10 protein-coding genes, 2 tRNA genes and 3 rRNA genes are annotated in these 17,125 nt (G+C 59.0%); 7 read left to right on the forward strand and 8 right to left on the reverse strand.

The window, feature by feature from the left end; translation table 11 throughout:
• Positions 1-228: 228 nt before the first annotated feature.
• The 7 genes from rrf to ilvA form a co-directional block, all read right to left on the reverse strand.
• Positions 229-343 (reverse strand): 5S ribosomal RNA (gene rrf, locus BKX93_RS06185).
• Between the two features lie 126 nt (positions 344-469).
• Positions 470-3,360, reverse strand: a 23S ribosomal RNA gene (locus BKX93_RS06190).
• Between the two features lie 255 nt (positions 3,361-3,615).
• Positions 3,616-3,691 (reverse strand) — tRNA-Ala (locus BKX93_RS06195).
• Positions 3,692-3,694: 3 nt separating this feature from the next.
• Positions 3,695-3,771 (reverse strand) — tRNA-Ile (locus tag BKX93_RS06200).
• 93 nt (positions 3,772-3,864) lie between these two features.
• A 16S ribosomal RNA gene (locus tag BKX93_RS06205) occupies positions 3,865-5,400 on the reverse strand.
• The 16S, 23S and 5S rRNA genes sit together here with 2 tRNA genes alongside, the layout of an rRNA operon.
• Positions 5,401-5,866: 466 nt before the next feature.
• Positions 5,867-6,514, reverse strand: a complete 648-nt coding sequence (locus tag BKX93_RS06210) for an HAD family hydrolase (protein ID WP_046157791.1) — start codon at positions 6,512-6,514, stop codon at positions 5,867-5,869.
• A gap of 44 nt (positions 6,515-6,558) precedes the next feature.
• A complete protein-coding gene (gene ilvA, locus BKX93_RS06215) occupies positions 6,559-8,088 on the reverse strand; it encodes a threonine ammonia-lyase, biosynthetic (RefSeq protein WP_046168795.1) in 1,530 nt (509 codons plus the stop codon).
• A gap of 203 nt (positions 8,089-8,291) precedes the next feature.
• Between ilvA and BKX93_RS06220 the strand changes: the two genes are divergently transcribed.
• From BKX93_RS06220 to lipA, 4 genes are all read left to right on the forward strand, one after another.
• Complete coding sequence (locus BKX93_RS06220; RefSeq protein WP_046157793.1) at positions 8,292-9,437, forward strand: D-alanyl-D-alanine carboxypeptidase family protein; 1,146 nt, start codon at positions 8,292-8,294, stop codon at positions 9,435-9,437.
• Positions 9,438-9,523: 86 nt separating this feature from the next.
• Positions 9,524-9,793, forward strand: coding sequence for a YbeD family protein (locus BKX93_RS06225; RefSeq protein WP_021477525.1), 270 nt, complete (start codon positions 9,524-9,526; stop codon positions 9,791-9,793).
• Between the two features lie 17 nt (positions 9,794-9,810).
• Positions 9,811-10,434 (forward strand): lipoyl(octanoyl) transferase LipB, encoded by a 624-nt coding sequence (gene lipB / locus BKX93_RS06230; protein WP_021477524.1) that lies wholly within the window; start codon positions 9,811-9,813, stop codon positions 10,432-10,434.
• Positions 10,431-11,378 (forward strand): lipoyl synthase, encoded by a 948-nt coding sequence (lipA, locus tag BKX93_RS06235; RefSeq protein ID WP_070979191.1) that lies wholly within the window; start codon positions 10,431-10,433, stop codon positions 11,376-11,378. Before lipB ends, lipA begins: the two co-directional genes overlap by 4 nt.
• 74 nt (positions 11,379-11,452) lie before the next feature.
• Here the strand turns inward: lipA and BKX93_RS06240 are convergent, their stop codons facing one another.
• Entirely contained in the window at positions 11,453-12,223 is a 771-nt protein-coding gene (locus tag BKX93_RS06240) for a hypothetical protein (protein WP_070979193.1), read from the reverse strand.
• Positions 12,224-12,862: 639 nt separating this feature from the next.
• Between BKX93_RS06240 and BKX93_RS06245 the strand changes: the two genes are divergently transcribed.
• The 3 genes from BKX93_RS06245 (at position 12,863) to mgtA (ending at position 16,858) form a co-directional block, all read left to right on the forward strand.
• Positions 12,863-13,240, forward strand: coding sequence for a hypothetical protein (locus tag BKX93_RS06245; protein WP_052717708.1), 378 nt, complete (start codon positions 12,863-12,865; stop codon positions 13,238-13,240).
• A gap of 230 nt (positions 13,241-13,470) precedes the next feature.
• Complete coding sequence (locus BKX93_RS06250) at positions 13,471-13,812, forward strand: hypothetical protein (protein ID WP_070979194.1); 342 nt, start codon at positions 13,471-13,473, stop codon at positions 13,810-13,812.
• Between the two features lie 301 nt (positions 13,813-14,113).
• Positions 14,114-16,858, forward strand: a complete 2,745-nt coding sequence (gene mgtA, locus BKX93_RS06255; protein ID WP_046157803.1) for a magnesium-translocating P-type ATPase — start codon at positions 14,114-14,116, stop codon at positions 16,856-16,858.
• The last annotated feature ends 267 nt before the right edge of the window (positions 16,859-17,125 follow it).

A 17,125-nucleotide genomic window follows, 5' to 3' on the forward strand; every position in this document is an offset into this window, starting at 1 on the left:
TTTGAATAATATGCGCTGCATAAAATATCTGCCGCGCATTTTTGCAAAAATGCAGATCTCCCGCAACGACATAAGATGGACAATCTGTCCAAGAATTCACACTACATCGACATACACCCCAGAAAGGCCAAAGCCCCGCCGGGGACCGGTCGGGGCTGATGGAGGGCGGCGTTTCACCGGCACAAAGCACAAAGCCCAGCTCGTGTGAGCTGGGCTTCGTTATGGGGCGTCTGGCGGTGTCCTACTTTCACATGGCGAATGCCACACTATCATCGGCGCTAAGGCGTTTCACGGTCCTGTTCGGGATGGGAAGGCGTGGGACCACCTCGCTAAGGCCACCAGACATAAACTGGCACAAACTGGAAGAAGCCTGGGCTGAGTCTCTCGTCTCAACCCGCATATATTCGGTATTTGATGTACTTCGCACATCCACTCTCGTCGCCTAGCCTTGCTAAGCTACTCAAATGATAGGATCAAGCCTCACGAGCAATTAGTATCGGTTAGCTTCACGCCTCACAGCGCTTCCACACCCGACCTATCAACGTCCTGGTCTCGAACGACTCTTCAGGGAGGTCAAGCCTCCAGGGAAGTCTCATCTTCAGGCAAGTTTCCCGCTTAGATGCTTTCAGCGGTTATCTCTTCCGAACTTAGCTACCCGGCTATGCCACTGGCGTGACAACCGGTACACCAGAGGTTCGTCCACTCCGGTCCTCTCGTACTAGGAGCAGCCCCCGTCAAACTTCCAACGCCCACTGCAGATAGGGACCAAACTGTCTCACGACGTTTTGAACCCAGCTCACGTACCACTTTAAATGGCGAACAGCCATACCCTTGGGACCGGCTACAGCCCCAGGATGTGATGAGCCGACATCGAGGTGCCAAACACCGCCGTCGATGTGAACTCTTGGGCGGTATCAGCCTGTTATCCCCGGAGTACCTTTTATCCGTTGAGCGATGGCCCTTCCATTCAGAACCACCGGATCACTATGTCCTGCTTTCGCACCTGCTCGACTTGTCGGTCTCGCAGTTAAGCTACCTTTTGCCATTGCACTATCAGCACGATTTCCGACCGTACCTAGGTAACCTTCGAACTCCTCCGTTACACTTTGGGAGGAGACCGCCCCAGTCAAACTGCCTACCATGCACTGTCCCCAATCCGGATCACGGACCAAGGTTAGAACCTCAAACACACCAGGGTGGTATTTCAAGGACGGCTCCACTGAAACTAGCGTCTCAGCTTCAAAGCCTCCCACCTATCCTACACAAGTCTGTTCAAAGTCCAATGCAAAGCTACAGTAAAGGTTCACGGGGTCTTTCCGTCTAGCAGCGGGTAGATTGCATCTTCACAAACACTTCAACTTCGCTGAGTCTCAGGAGGAGACAGTGTGGCCATCGTTACGCCATTCGTGCGGGTCGGAACTTACCCGACAAGGAATTTCGCTACCTTAGGACCGTTATAGTTACGGCCGCCGTTTACCGGGGCTTCGATCAAGAGCTTGCACCCCATCACTTAACCTTCCGGCACCGGGCAGGCGTCACACCGTATACGTCCACTTTCGTGTTGGCACAGTGCTGTGTTTTTGTTAAACAGTCGCAGCCACCTATTCTCTGCGACCTGTCAAAGCTCCTCCCGCAGGGGATTCACCTCAACAGGCATACCTTCTCCCGAAGTTACGGTATCAATTTGCCGAGTTCCTTCTCCTGAGTTCTCTCAAGCGCCTTAGAATTCTCATCCTGCCCACCTGTGTCGGTTTGCGGTACGGTTCTTATGCAGCTGAAGCTTAGTGGCTTTTCCTGGAAGCGTGGTATCAGTCACTTCAGGTCCGTAGACCCTCGTCATCACTTCTCGGCCTTAAGGAGCGGCGGATTTGCCTACCACTCCAGCCTACCGGCTTAAACAGACTATTCCAACAGTCTGATGACCTAACCTTCTCCGTCCCCACATCGCACTGCATAAAAGTACGGGAATTTTAACCCGTTTCCCATCGACTACGCTTTTCAGCCTCGCCTTAGGGGCCGACTCACCCTACGCCGATGAACGTTGCGTAGGAAACCTTGGGCTTTCGGCGAGCGGGCTTTTCACCCGCTTTATCGCTACTCATGTCAGCATTCGCACTTCTGATATCTCCAGCATCCCTTACGAGACACCTTCACAGACCTACAGAACGCTCCCCTACCACGGACGCTTACGCGCCCATCCGCAGCTTCGGTTATCAGTTTGAGCCCCGTTACATCTTCCGCGCAGGACGACTCGACCAGTGAGCTATTACGCTTTCTTTAAATGATGGCTGCTTCTAAGCCAACATCCTGGCTGTCTGGGCCTTCCCACTTCGTTTACCACTTAACTGATCATTTGGGACCTTAGCTGGCGGTCTGGGTTGTTTCCCTCTTGACGATGGACGTTAGCACCCACCGTCTGTCTCCCATGCTCGCACTTTCCGGTATTCAGAGTTTGCCATGGTTTGGTAAATCGCAATGACCCCCTAGCCATAACAGTGCTTTACCCCCGGAAGTGATACATGAGGCACTACCTAAATAGTTTTCGGGGAGAACCAGCTATCTCCGAGTTTGTTTAGCCTTTCACCCCTATCCACAGCTCATCCCCTAGTTTTGCAACACTAGTGGGTTCGGACCTCCAGTGCGTGTTACCGCACCTTCATCCTGGCCATGGATAGATCACTCGGTTTCGGGTCTACGCCCAGCAACTAAAGCGCCCTATTCGGACTCGGTTTCCCTACGCCTCCCCTATTCGGTTAAGCTTGCTACTGAACGTAAGTCGCTGACCCATTATACAAAAGGTACGCAGTCACGGAACAAGTCCGCTCCCACTGTTTGTATGCATCCGGTTTCAGGTTCTATTTCACTCCCCTCCCGGGGTTCTTTTCGCCTTTCCCTCACGGTACTGGTTCACTATCGGTCGATCACGAGTATTTAGCCTTGGAGGATGGTCCCCCCATATTCAGACAGGATTTCGCGTGTCCCGCCCTACTTCTCGTATGCTTAGTACCAAGAATGCGTTTTCGTGTACGGGGCTATCACCCACTACGGCGGTCCTTTCCATGAACCTTCCACTAACGCAATCTCTATCACATACAGGCTGTTCCGCGTTCGCTCGCCACTACTTACGGAATCTCGGTTGATTTCTTTTCCTCGAGTTACTTAGATGTTTCAGTTCACTCGGTTCGCCTCCTCTGACCTATGTATTCAGTCAGGGATACCGCCTAAGCGGTGGGTTTCCCCATTCGGACATCGCGGGATCAAAGCTCTATTGCCAGCTCCCCCGCGCTTTTCGCAGGCTTACACGTCCTTCATCGCCTGTGATCGCCAAGGCATCCACCAGATGCACTTAGTCGCTTGACCCTATCATTTCAGCAGCCTAAACCACTAAAACAACAAGATGTGTTTGTGCGACGACTGCACCGCCCCTTTTGATATGGCGACGCAGCCTTAGATACAATCAAATACCCAAGATGACGATTTGTCCGCATGCAGAATTAACTGCATGCCTTCATCTCGCCGTCTCAATATATTCGGCTTCTTCAGTTTGTTAAAGATCGGGCGTTTATACAACGCAAACAGAATCAAACTTCTCAATTTGATTTTGTTTGCATTGAGTGGTGGAGGATGACGGGATCGAACCGACGACCCCCTGCTTGCAAAGCAGGTGCTCTCCCAACTGAGCTAATCCCCCAACTGGTGGGTCTGGTAGGACTCGAACCTACGACCCCTGCGTTATCAACACAGTGCTCTAACCAGCTGAGCTACAAACCCAGTAAACTTCTCTGCGCCAGGCCTCTCGACCCGGCTGCCCTTAACTACAAATAACCGATAGGCTGTAAGTGCTTGGCAATCGCCATTCTCTAGAAAGGAGGTGATCCAGCCGCAGGTTCCCCTACGGCTACCTTGTTACGACTTCACCCCAGTCATGAATCCCACCGTGGTAAGCGGCCTCCTTGCGGTTAGCCTACCCACTTCTGGTGAAACTCACTCCCATGGTGTGACGGGCGGTGTGTACAAGACCCGGGAACGTATTCACCGCAGCATGCTGATCTGCGATTACTAGCGATTCCGACTTCACGCACTCGAGTTGCAGAGTGCGATCCGGACTACGATCGGTTTTCTGAGATTAGCTCCACCTCGCGGCTTGGCAACCCTCTGTACCGACCATTGTATGACGTGTGAAGCCCTGCTCATAAGGGCCATGAGGACTTGACGTCATCCCCACCTTCCTCCGGTTTGTCACCGGCAGTCTCATTAGAGTGCCCAACTTAATGATGGCAACTAATGACAAGGGTTGCGCTCGTTGCGGGACTTAACCCAACATCTCACGACACGAGCTGACGACAGCCATGCAGCACCTGTGTTACGGCTCCCTTTCGGGCACCAAGATATCTCTACCAAGTTCCGTACATGTCAAGAGCAGGTAAGGTTTTTCGCGTTGCATCGAATTAATCCACATCATCCACCGCTTGTGCGGGTCCCCGTCAATTCCTTTGAGTTTTAACCTTGCGGCCGTACTCCCCAGGCGGTCAACTTCACGCGTTAGCTACGCTACCAAGGATTCAAACCCCCAACAGCTAGTTGACATCGTTTAGGGCGTGGACTACCAGGGTATCTAATCCTGTTTGCTCCCCACGCTTTCGTGCATGAGCGTCAGTGTCATCCCAGGGGGCTGCCTTCGCCATCGGTATTCCTCCACATCTCTACGCATTTCACTGCTACACGTGGAATTCTACCCCCCTCTGACGCACTCTAGTCGTGCAGTCTCCAATGCCGTTCCCAGGTTAAGCCCGGGGCTTTCACATCAGACTTGCACAACCGCCTGCGCACGCTTTACGCCCAGTAATTCCGATTAACGCTTGCACCCTACGTATTACCGCGGCTGCTGGCACGTAGTTAGCCGGTGCTTATTCTTCCGGTACTGTCATCCCCGCCAGGTATTAACCAGCGGGATTTCCTCCCGAACAAAAGTCCTTTACAACCCGAAGGCCTTCTTCAGACACGCGGCATGGCTGGATCAGGCTTGCGCCCATTGTCCAAAATTCCCCACTGCTGCCTCCCGTAGGAGTCTGGGCCGTGTCTCAGTCCCAGTGTGGCGGATCATCCTCTCAGACCCGCTACTGATCGTCGCCTTGGTGAGCTCTTACCTCACCAACTAGCTAATCAGACGTCGGCTGCTCGTATAACGTGAGGCCTTACGGTCCCCCACTTTCCCCCTCAGGGCGTATGCGGTATTAATCCGGCTTTCGCCGAGCTATCCCCCATTACACGGTACATTCCGACGCATTACTCACCCGTTCGCCACTCGTCAGCGGTGCAAGCACCCTGTTACCGTTCGACTTGCATGTGTAAAGCATGCCGCCAGCGTTCAATCTGAGCCAGGATCAAACTCTTCAGTTCAATCTCAAGCAAATTTTCTGGCACGCAAGTTCAAAGAAATAAACAAGTATCTCTTGTCTCTTGCAGTGCAAGTGTTCGGCTTTCGCCAAGCACTTACACCTATCGGTTATTCGTTCTGTTAAAGAGCAGTGCCGTCCGCTGCGTCGTCCTCACCGGAACCGTTTCGTTTCCGCTGTTTCGTTCGCTGCGTCAGCTGAGGAGGCGAACTATACGCCCGGGCCCCTGACCCGTCAACACCTTTTGCGAGAAAAATCAGGAAAATTCATCCTCAAACCGGCCAATCGCAGACAAGCCGCTGATCCGGCAGAGGATATGAATAAAGGGTATTTGAACCTGGCCGTAAAAAAGCGCATGCCTGCCCGCATCCACCGCGCTGGAGCACCGCAAAACAAACAGGCCGGCGTTGCCGCCGGCCTGTTCCAGACACATCCATATAGTGAATCAGCCCTGCCCTTCCCGCTCGTCCTTATAGATGGTCAAGCAGTTGCAATGGATGATCGATGTCGATATCCGCTCCCCACTGCTCCGGCTTGTCCTGCTCGGAGAAATAGCCCCAGCTGACCAGCACCGTCTTCATTCCAACATTGCGGCCAGCCTGGATGTCGCGTTCGGCATCGCCCACATACATGCAATGTTCGGGCGCGATGCCGATCTGGCTGGTCGCATGCAACATCGGCTTGGGGTCGGGCTTGGCCACGCCGACGGTATCGCCGCTGACGATCACCGCCGGCGGAATGGCGAAAGGCAGCCACGGCACCAAGCGGTCGGTGAAACGCATCGACTTGTTGGTGATGATGCCCCAGGCCACCCCTCGCCTATCCAGCTCGGAGATCAGCTCGTTCACGCCATCAAACAGCGTGGTCTCCCCCGCTAGATTGGCGTCATAAAGATCCATGAAACGCACCCGCAGCGCCTCCATCCGGTCGGCATCGAGATCGGCGCCGAAGCCTAGCTGAACCAAGCCGCGCGCGCCGTGACTGGCGACGGGACGGATAAGCTCGTAAGACAGGGGGGCGCGGCCCTCCTCCGCCAGCAAACGGTTCAGCGCCGCGCCCAAGTCGCGCGCGGTGTCGGCCAGCGTGCCGTCCAAATCGAACAATACTGCCTTGATCATGATTCCTGCTTCACCGGATTGGGAATGAGGCCGACATTGCACCATCAACGGATAGTCTTGCCAAGGAACAATCGATACGCCGGATTTTCGGTTTCCTCTATATAAGGGTATCCGAGCGTGTCGAGGAATTGCTGGAAGGCTTGCGCGTCGCCGGACGGCACCTGGATGCCGACCAGCACTCGGCCGTAATCGGCGCCGTGGTTGCGATAGTGGAACAGGCTGATGTTCCAGTCGGTGCGCATCGCCTCCAGGAAACGCATCAGCGCGCCGGGACGGTCCGGAAACTCAAAACGCAGCACCCGCTCATCCTTCAGTTGCGGCGCATGGCCGCCGACCAGATGGCGGATATGCAGCTTGGCCAGCTCGTTGTCGGTCAGATCGATGCCATCCAGTTCCGCCGCGCGCAAGTCGCCGATCAGCCTTTCCACATCGTCCCGGCCGGCGATCTGCACACCGACGAAGACATGCGCGACGCTGGGATCGGCGAAGCGGTAGTTGAACTCGGTGATATTGCGCCCGCCGATCACTGAACAGAAGCGCTTGAAGCTGCCCGGCTTCTCCGGAATGGTGACGGCGATGATGGCCTCGCGCCGCTCGCCGAGCTCCGAGCGCTCCGATACATGGCGCAGCCGGTCGAAATTCATATTGGCGCCGCAGGAGATCGCCACCAGCGACTGCCCCTCGCAGCCCTCGCGCTCGACGTAGGCCTTGACCCCGGCTACCGCCAGCGCGCCGGCCGGTTCGACGATGGAGCGGGTGTCCTCGAAGATATCCTTGATCGCCGCGCAGATGGCGTCGGAATCCACCAGGATGATCTCGTCCAGCAACTCGCGGCAGATGCGGAAGGTTTCCTCGCCCACCAGCTTGACCGCCACGCCATCGGCGAACAGGCCTACGTCCTTCAGCTCGACCCGCTCGCCCTTCTCTATAGACTGGCGCATCGCGTCGGAATCCACCGGCTGCACGCCGATGATCTTGATCTCGGGCTTCAGCCGCTTGATGAAGCTGGCCACGCCGGCCGCCAGGCCGCCGCCGCCGATGGCGACGAACACCGCATTCAGATCATCCGGGTGCTGGCGCAGGATTTCCATGCCCACCGTGCCCTGGCCGGCGATCACGTCAGGATCGTCGAAGGGCGGAATATAGGTGCGGCCGCTTTCTTCCGCCAGCTTCACTGCATGCTGGAAAGCCTCGTTGAACGAATCGCCCGACAACACCACTTGGCCGCCGCGCTGCTTCACCGCGTCAATCTTGATCTGCGGCGTGGTCACCGGCATCACGATCACCGCCTCGCAACCCAGCTTGCTGGCCGACAGCGCCACGCCCTGGGCGTGGTTGCCGGCGCTGGCGGTAATCACGCCGCGCGCGCGCTGCTCGGGCGTCAACTTGGCCATCTTGTTGTAAGCGCCGCGCAGCTTGAACGAGAACACCGGCTGCAGATCCTCGCGCTTGAGCAGAATGTTGTTGCGGTAACGACGCGACAGATTGGGGGCCAGCTCCAGCGGCGTCTCCACCGCCACGTCGTACACCCGCGAAGTGAGGATGCGTTCCAGATAGTCTTGCTTGTTGCTCATGGCGATGCCTTGTCCCTGATAGTTTCTTGTATTTGAACTGTCAGAGTATCAGGAACTCCAAACCAGCGGGAGGCCTGTCCGGCAGAATTTGCTGCATTGCAATATGCAACATGTCGGACAGGCTTTTTCCGGCTGCGTAGCCAGCTCGAGTGTGTATAATCAACGGCTACTGTTTGTTACCTCTAGCAAGCCCCCTCCAGAAAATGAAAAAATTCACCTCTGCCCTGGTGGCCGCCGCGCTGGCGCTGCCCTCGTTTGGCTTTGCCAATACCGCATTCGTGCCGCCGACGCCGGAAATCGCCGGCAAGGCTTATTACCTGCTCGACTACAACAGCCAGCAAGTGCTCGCCGCCCGCGATCCGGACGCCCGGGTCGAACCCGCCTCGCTGACCAAGCTGATGACCGCCTACCTGACCTTCAAGGCGCTGAAGGAAAAGCGCCTGTCGCTGGAGCAGACGCTGACCGTGTCTCAGCGCGGCTGGAAGACCGAAGGCTCCCGGATGTTCCTGGACCCGAAAGTGCCGGCCAAAGTGGACGACCTGATCAAGGGCATGATCGTCCAGTCCGGCAACGACGCCTGCGTGACGCTGGCCGAAGCCATCGCCGGCAGCGAAGACGTGTTCGGGCAACTGATGACCCAGCAGGCGCAGAAGCTGGGCATGAAGAACACCCAGTTCAAGAACGCCACCGGCCTGCCGCATGACGGCCATTACACCACGGTGCACGATCTGGGCATCCTGGCCGCCGCGCTGATCCGCGATTATCCCGAGTTCTACCCGATCTACTCGATGAAGTCGTTCACCTACAACAACATCAAGCAGCCGAACCGCAACCTGCTGCTGTACCGCGACCCCAACGTCGACGGCATGAAGACCGGCTACACCGACAGCGCCGGCTACAATATGGTCACCTCCAGCCACCGCGACGGCCGCCGCGTGATCTCCGTCGTCGTCGGCACCGCCAGCCCCGAGGCGCGCGCGGTGGAAAGCTCCAAACTGCTGAACTACGGCTTGCAATTCTTCGACACGCCCAAACTTTATGCTGCGAATACCCGCGTCTCGGACGTTTCCGTGTACAAGGGCAGCGAAAAGGCGGTATCCGTAGGCTTCAGCGGCGACGTGTTCGCCACCGTGGCCAAGGGCCAGGCCGCCAAGCTGAAGGCCGACATGACCACCATGCAGCCGCTGATCGCGCCGATCAAGGCCGGTCAGGTGGTGGGCAAGCTGACCGTCACCCTTGATGGGAAGCCGCTGCTGGAGCGCCCGGTGGTAGCATTGAAGGCCGTGGAAGAAGGCGGCTTCTTCAGCCGGCTGTGGGACAGCCTGAAGCTGATGCTCGGCTGGAAGTAAGCCGCGGTATAATAGTATTCAGTAGTACGCAGCGCCGCGGCTCGTCCGCGGCCTGCCATTTTGTAATCGCATCAGAGTAGCCAGACATGTCCGACGAAAAACAGGAACTGATGGAATTCCCCTGTCGCTTTCCGCTCAAGATCATGGGCGAGCGGCATGATGAATTCGTCACCACCATCACCGAAGTGGTTCGCATCAACGCCCCTGATCTCGCAGAGATCGACGTGGTGCTGCGCGAAAGCTCCGGCGGCCGCTTCTATGCGCTCACCGTCACCGTCACCGCCACCTCGCGCCAGCAGCTCGACAGCATCTATCTGTCGCTGACCGGCCACCCGATGGTAAAAATGGTCCTCTAAAAACACCGGGAGTTCAGGTGCCTCGCATCATCAAACATCTGGGCCGGGTCGATTACGAGCCGACCTGGCGCGCCATGCAGGCCTTCACCGACAGCCGCGCCGCCGAGACCCGCGACGAGTTGTGGGTGGTGGAACATCCGCCGGTATTCACCCAAGGCCTCGCCGGCAAGCCGGAACATCTGCTGCAGCAGAACGACGTCCCGGTGGTGAAGACCGATCGCGGCGGCCAGATCACCTATCACGGCCCCGGCCAACTGGTGGTCTACCTGCTGGTGGACTTCAAGCGCATGCGCGTCGGCGTGCGCGACTTGGTGCGCCACATCGAACAAGCCATCATCGACATGCTGGCCGAACAGGGCATCGCCGCCAATGGCGACGTGGACGCACCCGGCGTATATGTGGACGGCGCCAAGATCGCCTCGCTGGGCCTGCGCATCAAGAACGGCGCCACCTATCACGGCCTGAGCCTGAATGTGGACATGGACCTGACCCCGTTTAGCTGGATCAACCCTTGCGGCTACGCCAACCTCAAGGTGACCCAAATGAAGAATCTGGGCGTGAACCTCACGGTCGCCGAAGCCGCCGACAAGCTGCTGCCGCACCTGGAACGCCACCTGAGCATAAGCAAGGAGACCGCATGAAGCCGGACAACCAGGCCGGGGTGAAGCACAAGGGCGCGGCCAAGACCGCCCGCATCCCGATCAAGATCGTGCCGCTGGACGAAAAGCTGAAAAAGCCGGAGTGGATCCGTGCCAAGCTGCCCAACGGCCAGCGCTTCCACGAGATCAAACAGATCCTGCGCGAGCAGAAGCTGCACACCGTCTGCGAAGAAGCCACCTGCCCGAACATCGGCGAGTGCTTCAGCAAGGGCACGGCCACCTTCATGATCATGGGCGACATCTGCACCCGCCGCTGCCCATTCTGCGACGTCGGCCACGGCCGCCCCAATCCGCTGGACCCGAACGAGCCCAAGCACCTGGCCGAGAGCGTGGCCGCGATGCGGCTGAAATACGTGGTGGTCACCTCGGTGGACCGCGACGACCTGCGCGACGGCGGCGCCCAGCACTTCGCCGACTGCATCGGCGCGGTGCGCGAAATGTCGCCGAACACGCAGATCGAAACGCTGGTGCCGGATTTCCGCGGCCGCCTGGACATCGCCGTCGACATCCTGACCCAGACGCCGCCGGACGTGATGAACCACAACCTGGAAACCGTGCCGCGCCTGTACAAGCAGGCCCGCCCGGGCGCCGACTACGCGCACTCGCTGCAGCTCCTCAAGGACTACAAGGCGAAGAATCCCGACGTCCGCACCAAGTCCGGCCTGATGGTTGGCCTGGGCGAGACCGACGAGGAAATCCTGGACGTGATGCGCGACATGCGCGCCCACAACGTGGACATGCTGACCATCGGCCAATACCTGCAGCCGTCCGACGGCCACCTGCCGGTGCTGCGCTACGTGCATCCGGACGTGTTCAAGATGTTCGAGGAAAAAGCCTACGAAATGGGCTTCGTCCACGCCGCCGTCGGCGCGATGGTTCGCTCCAGCTACCACGCGGATGAACAGGCTCACGAAGCGGGCGTATAATACGCCCGGCGACCTCAAGCAAGAACGGCATCCGCGCCCAGGCCCGGATGCCGTTTTCACGCCAGGCCTCCCCCTTAGGCAGACGGCCTCTCTATCACCAGCACGCTGGGCGCCCAGGCGTAGCGTGTGCCATCTTCATATCGTCCCAGATAGGATTTAGGCTGCGCCAACCTGACGACCAAACCATCTGTTGCAACCAAGCCACTGGCCGCTTCGCACAATTTCTCGGACTTAGCCCGCAGCCAAGCCTCTGGCGACTCATATTGCTTCCGTTTAGGTTCATTCACACCAATCCAGAACGCCAAACAACCGAAGCCCAACTCACCATGGCTCTCCATACTCAGACACAAGGCATCGCGCAGGCGACTAACATCCTTGTTCAGTTGCCCACCAGGCTCTGCCAGAAAATTCTTTACCTCAATGATCGATCTTGGTACGCCATTTTGACCAACCTCAGGCACCTCCCACAGTACAATATCAGCGCGGCCATTTTTGCGCATACTCCTCCGGGGACGGCCACGGAAGCGCACACGGGCACATCGCAACGTTTCTTGCACACTGGCCTCTAGCGTGACAAAGCGTCCATCACCAAGCTTGGCCAACTCGCGTGCGATGGCACAAGTCATCAAGTACTCCGGCGCCTCGCCGAGACCCTCATCTCCTGTCCACTGCCCATACTCCCGGTCCGCCTTGCGGATACCGCTGCAAATCGCTTCTACCACCTCGCTTTTCAAAACGGCCAGCTCGTTCATCTTCGCACCCTCCAAAATGATGATCCGCACAAAAACAGCCACTACCCATGCAAGATAGATGAATCGATCATGCAAAATGAGAATTCGGCGCATTCCGGCCGGACTCCACGGCGTCGAAATGTTTCGAATTATGAATTGATGGCAAATCCGCCACGCCGATTCGATCAAATAACAATCTGGTTTGATTTAATAACGAATTTCGCTTATAGTTGGCTTGTTATTAATTTTGCAAAGGCAAACCGTGGACAACGACGGTTCTAGTCGATCTTCGATCGCAGTATAAGCCTTGCAGGATTTCAGCAGACCGAACACCCTTCCTCTGCCGCATCCTGCAAGCAGGATGTGGCGTCCAGATCCGGCGGCAAGCCGGTTCCGAAGCCGCAATACGACGCACCGCGCCTCATGACGGACACTGTCCGGCCTTAATCGGCCGCTTCGTCCAATCAGGCCCGCGTCGCCGCGGCCAGCGCCCCCATCGACAGATCACGCGTCAGACGGATTGTTTGCGCATGCTTTCGTTTCGCAAAGGAGATTCCATGCCGGAAGAGCCAGAACCGCGAGCGAATGCGTCGCACGCCTGCCGGACAGGCTGACCTTCCCTCGGGTGGGAATAAGCATACCAGCAGCTGCGCGATATTCGCTCGTTCAATATCGGAGTACGTCCACGATTACGGTTTATTCAACCGGAACGGGATGTTTATTACCTGTTGAAATAATAATGGGGGACTCAATATGCACGCCCTGAAATTGACCCAGCTGCTGAAATTCTTCACCCGCAATAATCAAACTGCCGCATCCGCCGATTTCCGCCTGAATATCGTTTGCGATAAAGACGTGATCACCACGCTTCGCAAACGCCTGTTTTGGGAAATGCACGATCTGGGCCTGCGCGCCTCTCAGGTCACCATCGCGCCGGAAGGCTCCGATAGCCACTGCAAGCTGTCGGTAGTGCTGAACTGCCCGCTGCAGCAACGCCAGATTCTGGACGACATGGCGCTGCGCCTGAGCCAGTTGCCGGAAATCCACCGCGTCCACTGGGGCCGCCGCGCGCAGTCCGCCCGCCCGCAGACGCGCGGACTGTTCGGCCACGGCCGCGCCAGAATCGCCTGACACCCATAGATCCATCCGCCACGCCACCTTAAGCGAGGAACACGCCGACATGCCCGAAGAGCCCGAGCCGCAAACAGCAAGCCTTCGCCGCCGGTAATCCCCTGTCGCAAGCATCGGGGAATGCCGCCGCGGCATGACCCGATCCGTTTCGCGTCCCCAAGCAGGACGCGGACATCCGTCGCCGCGCGCGATGGCCGGACTGTCCGGCCCCGCGCGGCCAGGAGCTTACGATGATGCAAAATCCCTTCCTGAATCCGCGCCAGCAACAGCGCTACCAATTGTCGATCGCCTGCCCGGCCATGTCGCTGGGCGCTGCCCGCCGCGAACTGCGCGGCCAGGCGCTGAAACACGGCCTGCGCATCCTGCAATGGCGGGAACAGCCGCAGCCCCCCGCCCGCGGCGGCGGGCTGACCGCCGCGCCCTGGCTGATCAGCGCGGATTTCCGTTCCGACTCCACCGCCTGCATGCATTTCCTGCAGGGCATCGCCCAGCGTCTGACCACGCTGCCGCTGACGCAGGTGAAGCTGGAATGCCTGTCGCTGCCGCCCACCGCCAACCGCGCGCTGGCCTGATGCCGTCTTCCGAAATCATGCGCCGCGCCTTTGCGCCCGGCGACCAAGCAGCACAGGAGACGGCATGACATAGCGCCCCCACCACCTTTTGAGATGCCACCCGCTGGGGCGTTCGCGCAGAGCCCCCCAACGGGCGGCAATGTTCTCTCGCTTTTCGAGCTGACACATTGTCGGCGCTGATGCACGAGAGCCTGTTCACGATCTGTTCCGACATCGGCCGTTTCACGGCGCTCGGAATACAAGATCGCGGGCACGCTCGAATGGCAGGGCTGGTCGTGCCCGCAGCGCCAGGAGATTTACCATGACCAAGAACCTCACGCCCCGCAAACGGAACCGGGGCTTCATCGCCGCCCCGGGCAAAACCGGCGACCAAATCGCCTTCCGCCTGGCCCACGAAGCCTTGCTGCCGCAGGAAGAAACCTTCAAGCGGCTGCGCAGCCAGCCGGAAGGCCTGACCTCCCTCGAAGCCGCCCAGAGGCTGGAGCAATACGGCCGCAACGAAGTGGCGCACGACAAGCCGCCTCATGCGCTGATCCAGTTGCTGCTGGCATTCAAGAACCCGTTCGTGATGGTGCTGATCGCGCTGGCCGCGATCAGCTACGTGATGGACATCGCGATGGCGGCCCCGGACGACCAGGACTGGACCAAGGTCATCATCCTGGCCAGCATGATCGGCGTCAGCGGCCTGCTGCGGTTCTGGCAGGAATACCGCTCGGCCAAGGCGGCGGAGAAACTGAAATCGCTGGTGCGCAACACCGCCACCGTCCAGCGCCGCCCCACCTCGCCGACCGTCCCCCTGCGCATGGAGGTGCCGATGACCGAGTTGGTGGTCGGCGACATCGTTCACCTGCAAGCCGGCGACATGGTGCCCGCCGATGTGCGGCTGCTGGAATCCCGGGACCTGTTCATCAGCCAGGCGGTATTGACCGGCGAAGCGCTGCCGGTGGAGAAGTACGACACGCTGGGCGCGGTGGCCGCCAAATCCGCCGACGGCCAGACCGACGGCGACGCCGGTTTGCTTGACCTCTCCAACGCCTGCTTCATGGGCACCAACGTCGTGTCCGGCACCGCCCGCGCGGTAGTGGTGGCCACCGGCACCGATACCTATTTCGGCTCGCTGGCGCGCAACGTGGTCAGCCACAAGCGCATCGAGACCAGCTTCGACAAGGGCGTCAACAGCGTCTCCTGGCTGCTGATCCGCTTCATGCTGGTGATGGTGCCCATCGTCTTCATGATCAACGGCGTCACCAAGGGCGACTGGATGTCCGCCCTCACCTTCGCGCTGGCGGTGGCTGTGGGCCTGACGCCGGAAATGCTGCCGATGATCGTCTCCGCCAACCTGGCCAAGGGCGCGGTGGCGATGGCGCGGCGCAAAGTGGTGGTGAAGCGGCTGAACTCGGTGCAGAACTTCGGCGCGATGGATGTGCTGTGCACCGACAAGACCGGCACCCTGACCCAGGACAAGATCATCCTGGAGCACCATTACGACGTTTACGGCGACAAGGACGAAACCACGCTGCAGCTGGCCTGGCTCAACAGCTTCCACCAGAGCGGCATGAAGAACCTGATGGACATCGCCATCGTCGAACGCGCCGACGAGCTGGGCGAACGCGTCAAGCTGCGCCATTACAGCAAGGTGGACGAGCTGCCGTTCGACTTCGAGCGCCGCCGGCTGTCGGTGATCCTGCAGGAGCAGAATGGCCAGCAACTGATGGTGTCCAAAGGAGCGGTGGAGGAGATGCTGGCTGTCTGCAGCCACATCCAGGACGGCGACGACGTGCGCGTGCTGAACGCGGAAGAACGCGCCCGCCTGCTGCGCCTGAGCCAGGAGTTCAACGCCGAAGGCTACCGCGTGCTGGTGGTGGCTACCCGCCACATTCCGTCCGACGAGCGCAAGAACGCCTACCAGACCGCCGACGAAAAAGGCCTGGTGGCGCGCGGCTTCCTGACCTTCCTCGATCCGCCTAAGGATTCGGCCGCGCCGGCGATCAAGGCGCTGAACGAGTACGGCGTCGCGGTCAAAGTACTGACCGGCGACAATCCCATCGTCACCGCCAAGGTCTGCCGCGACGTCGGCCTCAATCCGGGCAAGCCGCTGCTGGGCCCGGAAATCGAGGCGATGGACGACGTGGCGCTGTGCGCCGCGGTCAAACGCACCACCATTTTCGCCAAGCTGACGCCGCTGCAGAAATCGCGGGTGGTGAAGGCGCTGCAAGCCAATGGCCATACCGTGGGCTTCCTCGGCGACGGCATCAACGACGCGCCGGCGCTGCGCGACGCCGACGTCGGCATCTCGGTGGACAGCGGCGCCGACATCGCCAAGGAAACCGCCGACATCATCCTCTTGGAAAAGAGCCTGATGGTGCTGGAAGAAGGCGTGATCAAGGGCCGCGAAACCTTCGGCAATATCCTCAAGTACCTGAACATGACCGCCAGCTCCAACTTCGGCAACGTGTTCTCGGTGCTGGTGGCCTCGGCCTGGCTGCCGTGGGAGCCGATGCTGGCGATGCAGCTGTTGCTGCAGAACCTGATCTACGACCTGTCGCAGATGTTCCTGCCCTGGGACAAGATGGACCCCGACTTCCTGAAGAAGCCGCGCAAGTGGGAAGCCGGCAACATCAAGCGCTTCATGCTGTGGCTGGGGCCTACGTCCTCGGTGTTCGACATCACCACCTACATCCTGCTGTGGACAGTGTTCGGCGCCGGCGCGGCCTACCACATGCACGGCGGCGACGGCGGCCAGCTGATCATGAACACCGGCTGGTTCATGGAAGGCCTGATCTCGCAGACGCTGGTGGTGCACATGTTGCGCACCCGCAAGATTCCGTTCCTGCAAAGCACGGCGTCGCTGCCGGTGCTGCTGTCGACTTCGATCGCCATCGCCATCGCCTGCTACCTGCCGTTCTCGCCGATCGCATCCTCGCTGGGCTTCATCCAGCTGGACTCCAGCTACTTCTGGTGGCTGCTGCTGACGATGGCCGGCTATCTGGCCCTGACGCAGACGGTGAAGACCATCTACATCAAGCGCTACGGCCAATGGTTCTAAGCGCCCGATAAGGCGGCAACGCCAAAGCATGCCCGAGGCCGGTCAATGACCGGCCTTTTTCATATCGCCAACCCGCCTTTAGTTCAGCAACATCCAAGCCGCCAGGATTTTTGTGCAAAACCTGCACTTTTAGACAGCTAGTATTCGTACCTAAGCGCTCCCGCCTCTTCTTCCCGCCTCATGAAAATCACGGCCCCTCCCTCATGCCCGCCGCCTCCCGCAAACTGTGGAAATTAATCCGGCAAGGCTTCGTCCATATCCATCCGC

The organism is Chromobacterium vaccinii (genome assembly GCF_001855275.1).
In the GTDB taxonomy this organism is placed as follows: Bacteria; Pseudomonadota; Gammaproteobacteria; order Burkholderiales; family Chromobacteriaceae; genus Chromobacterium; species Chromobacterium vaccinii.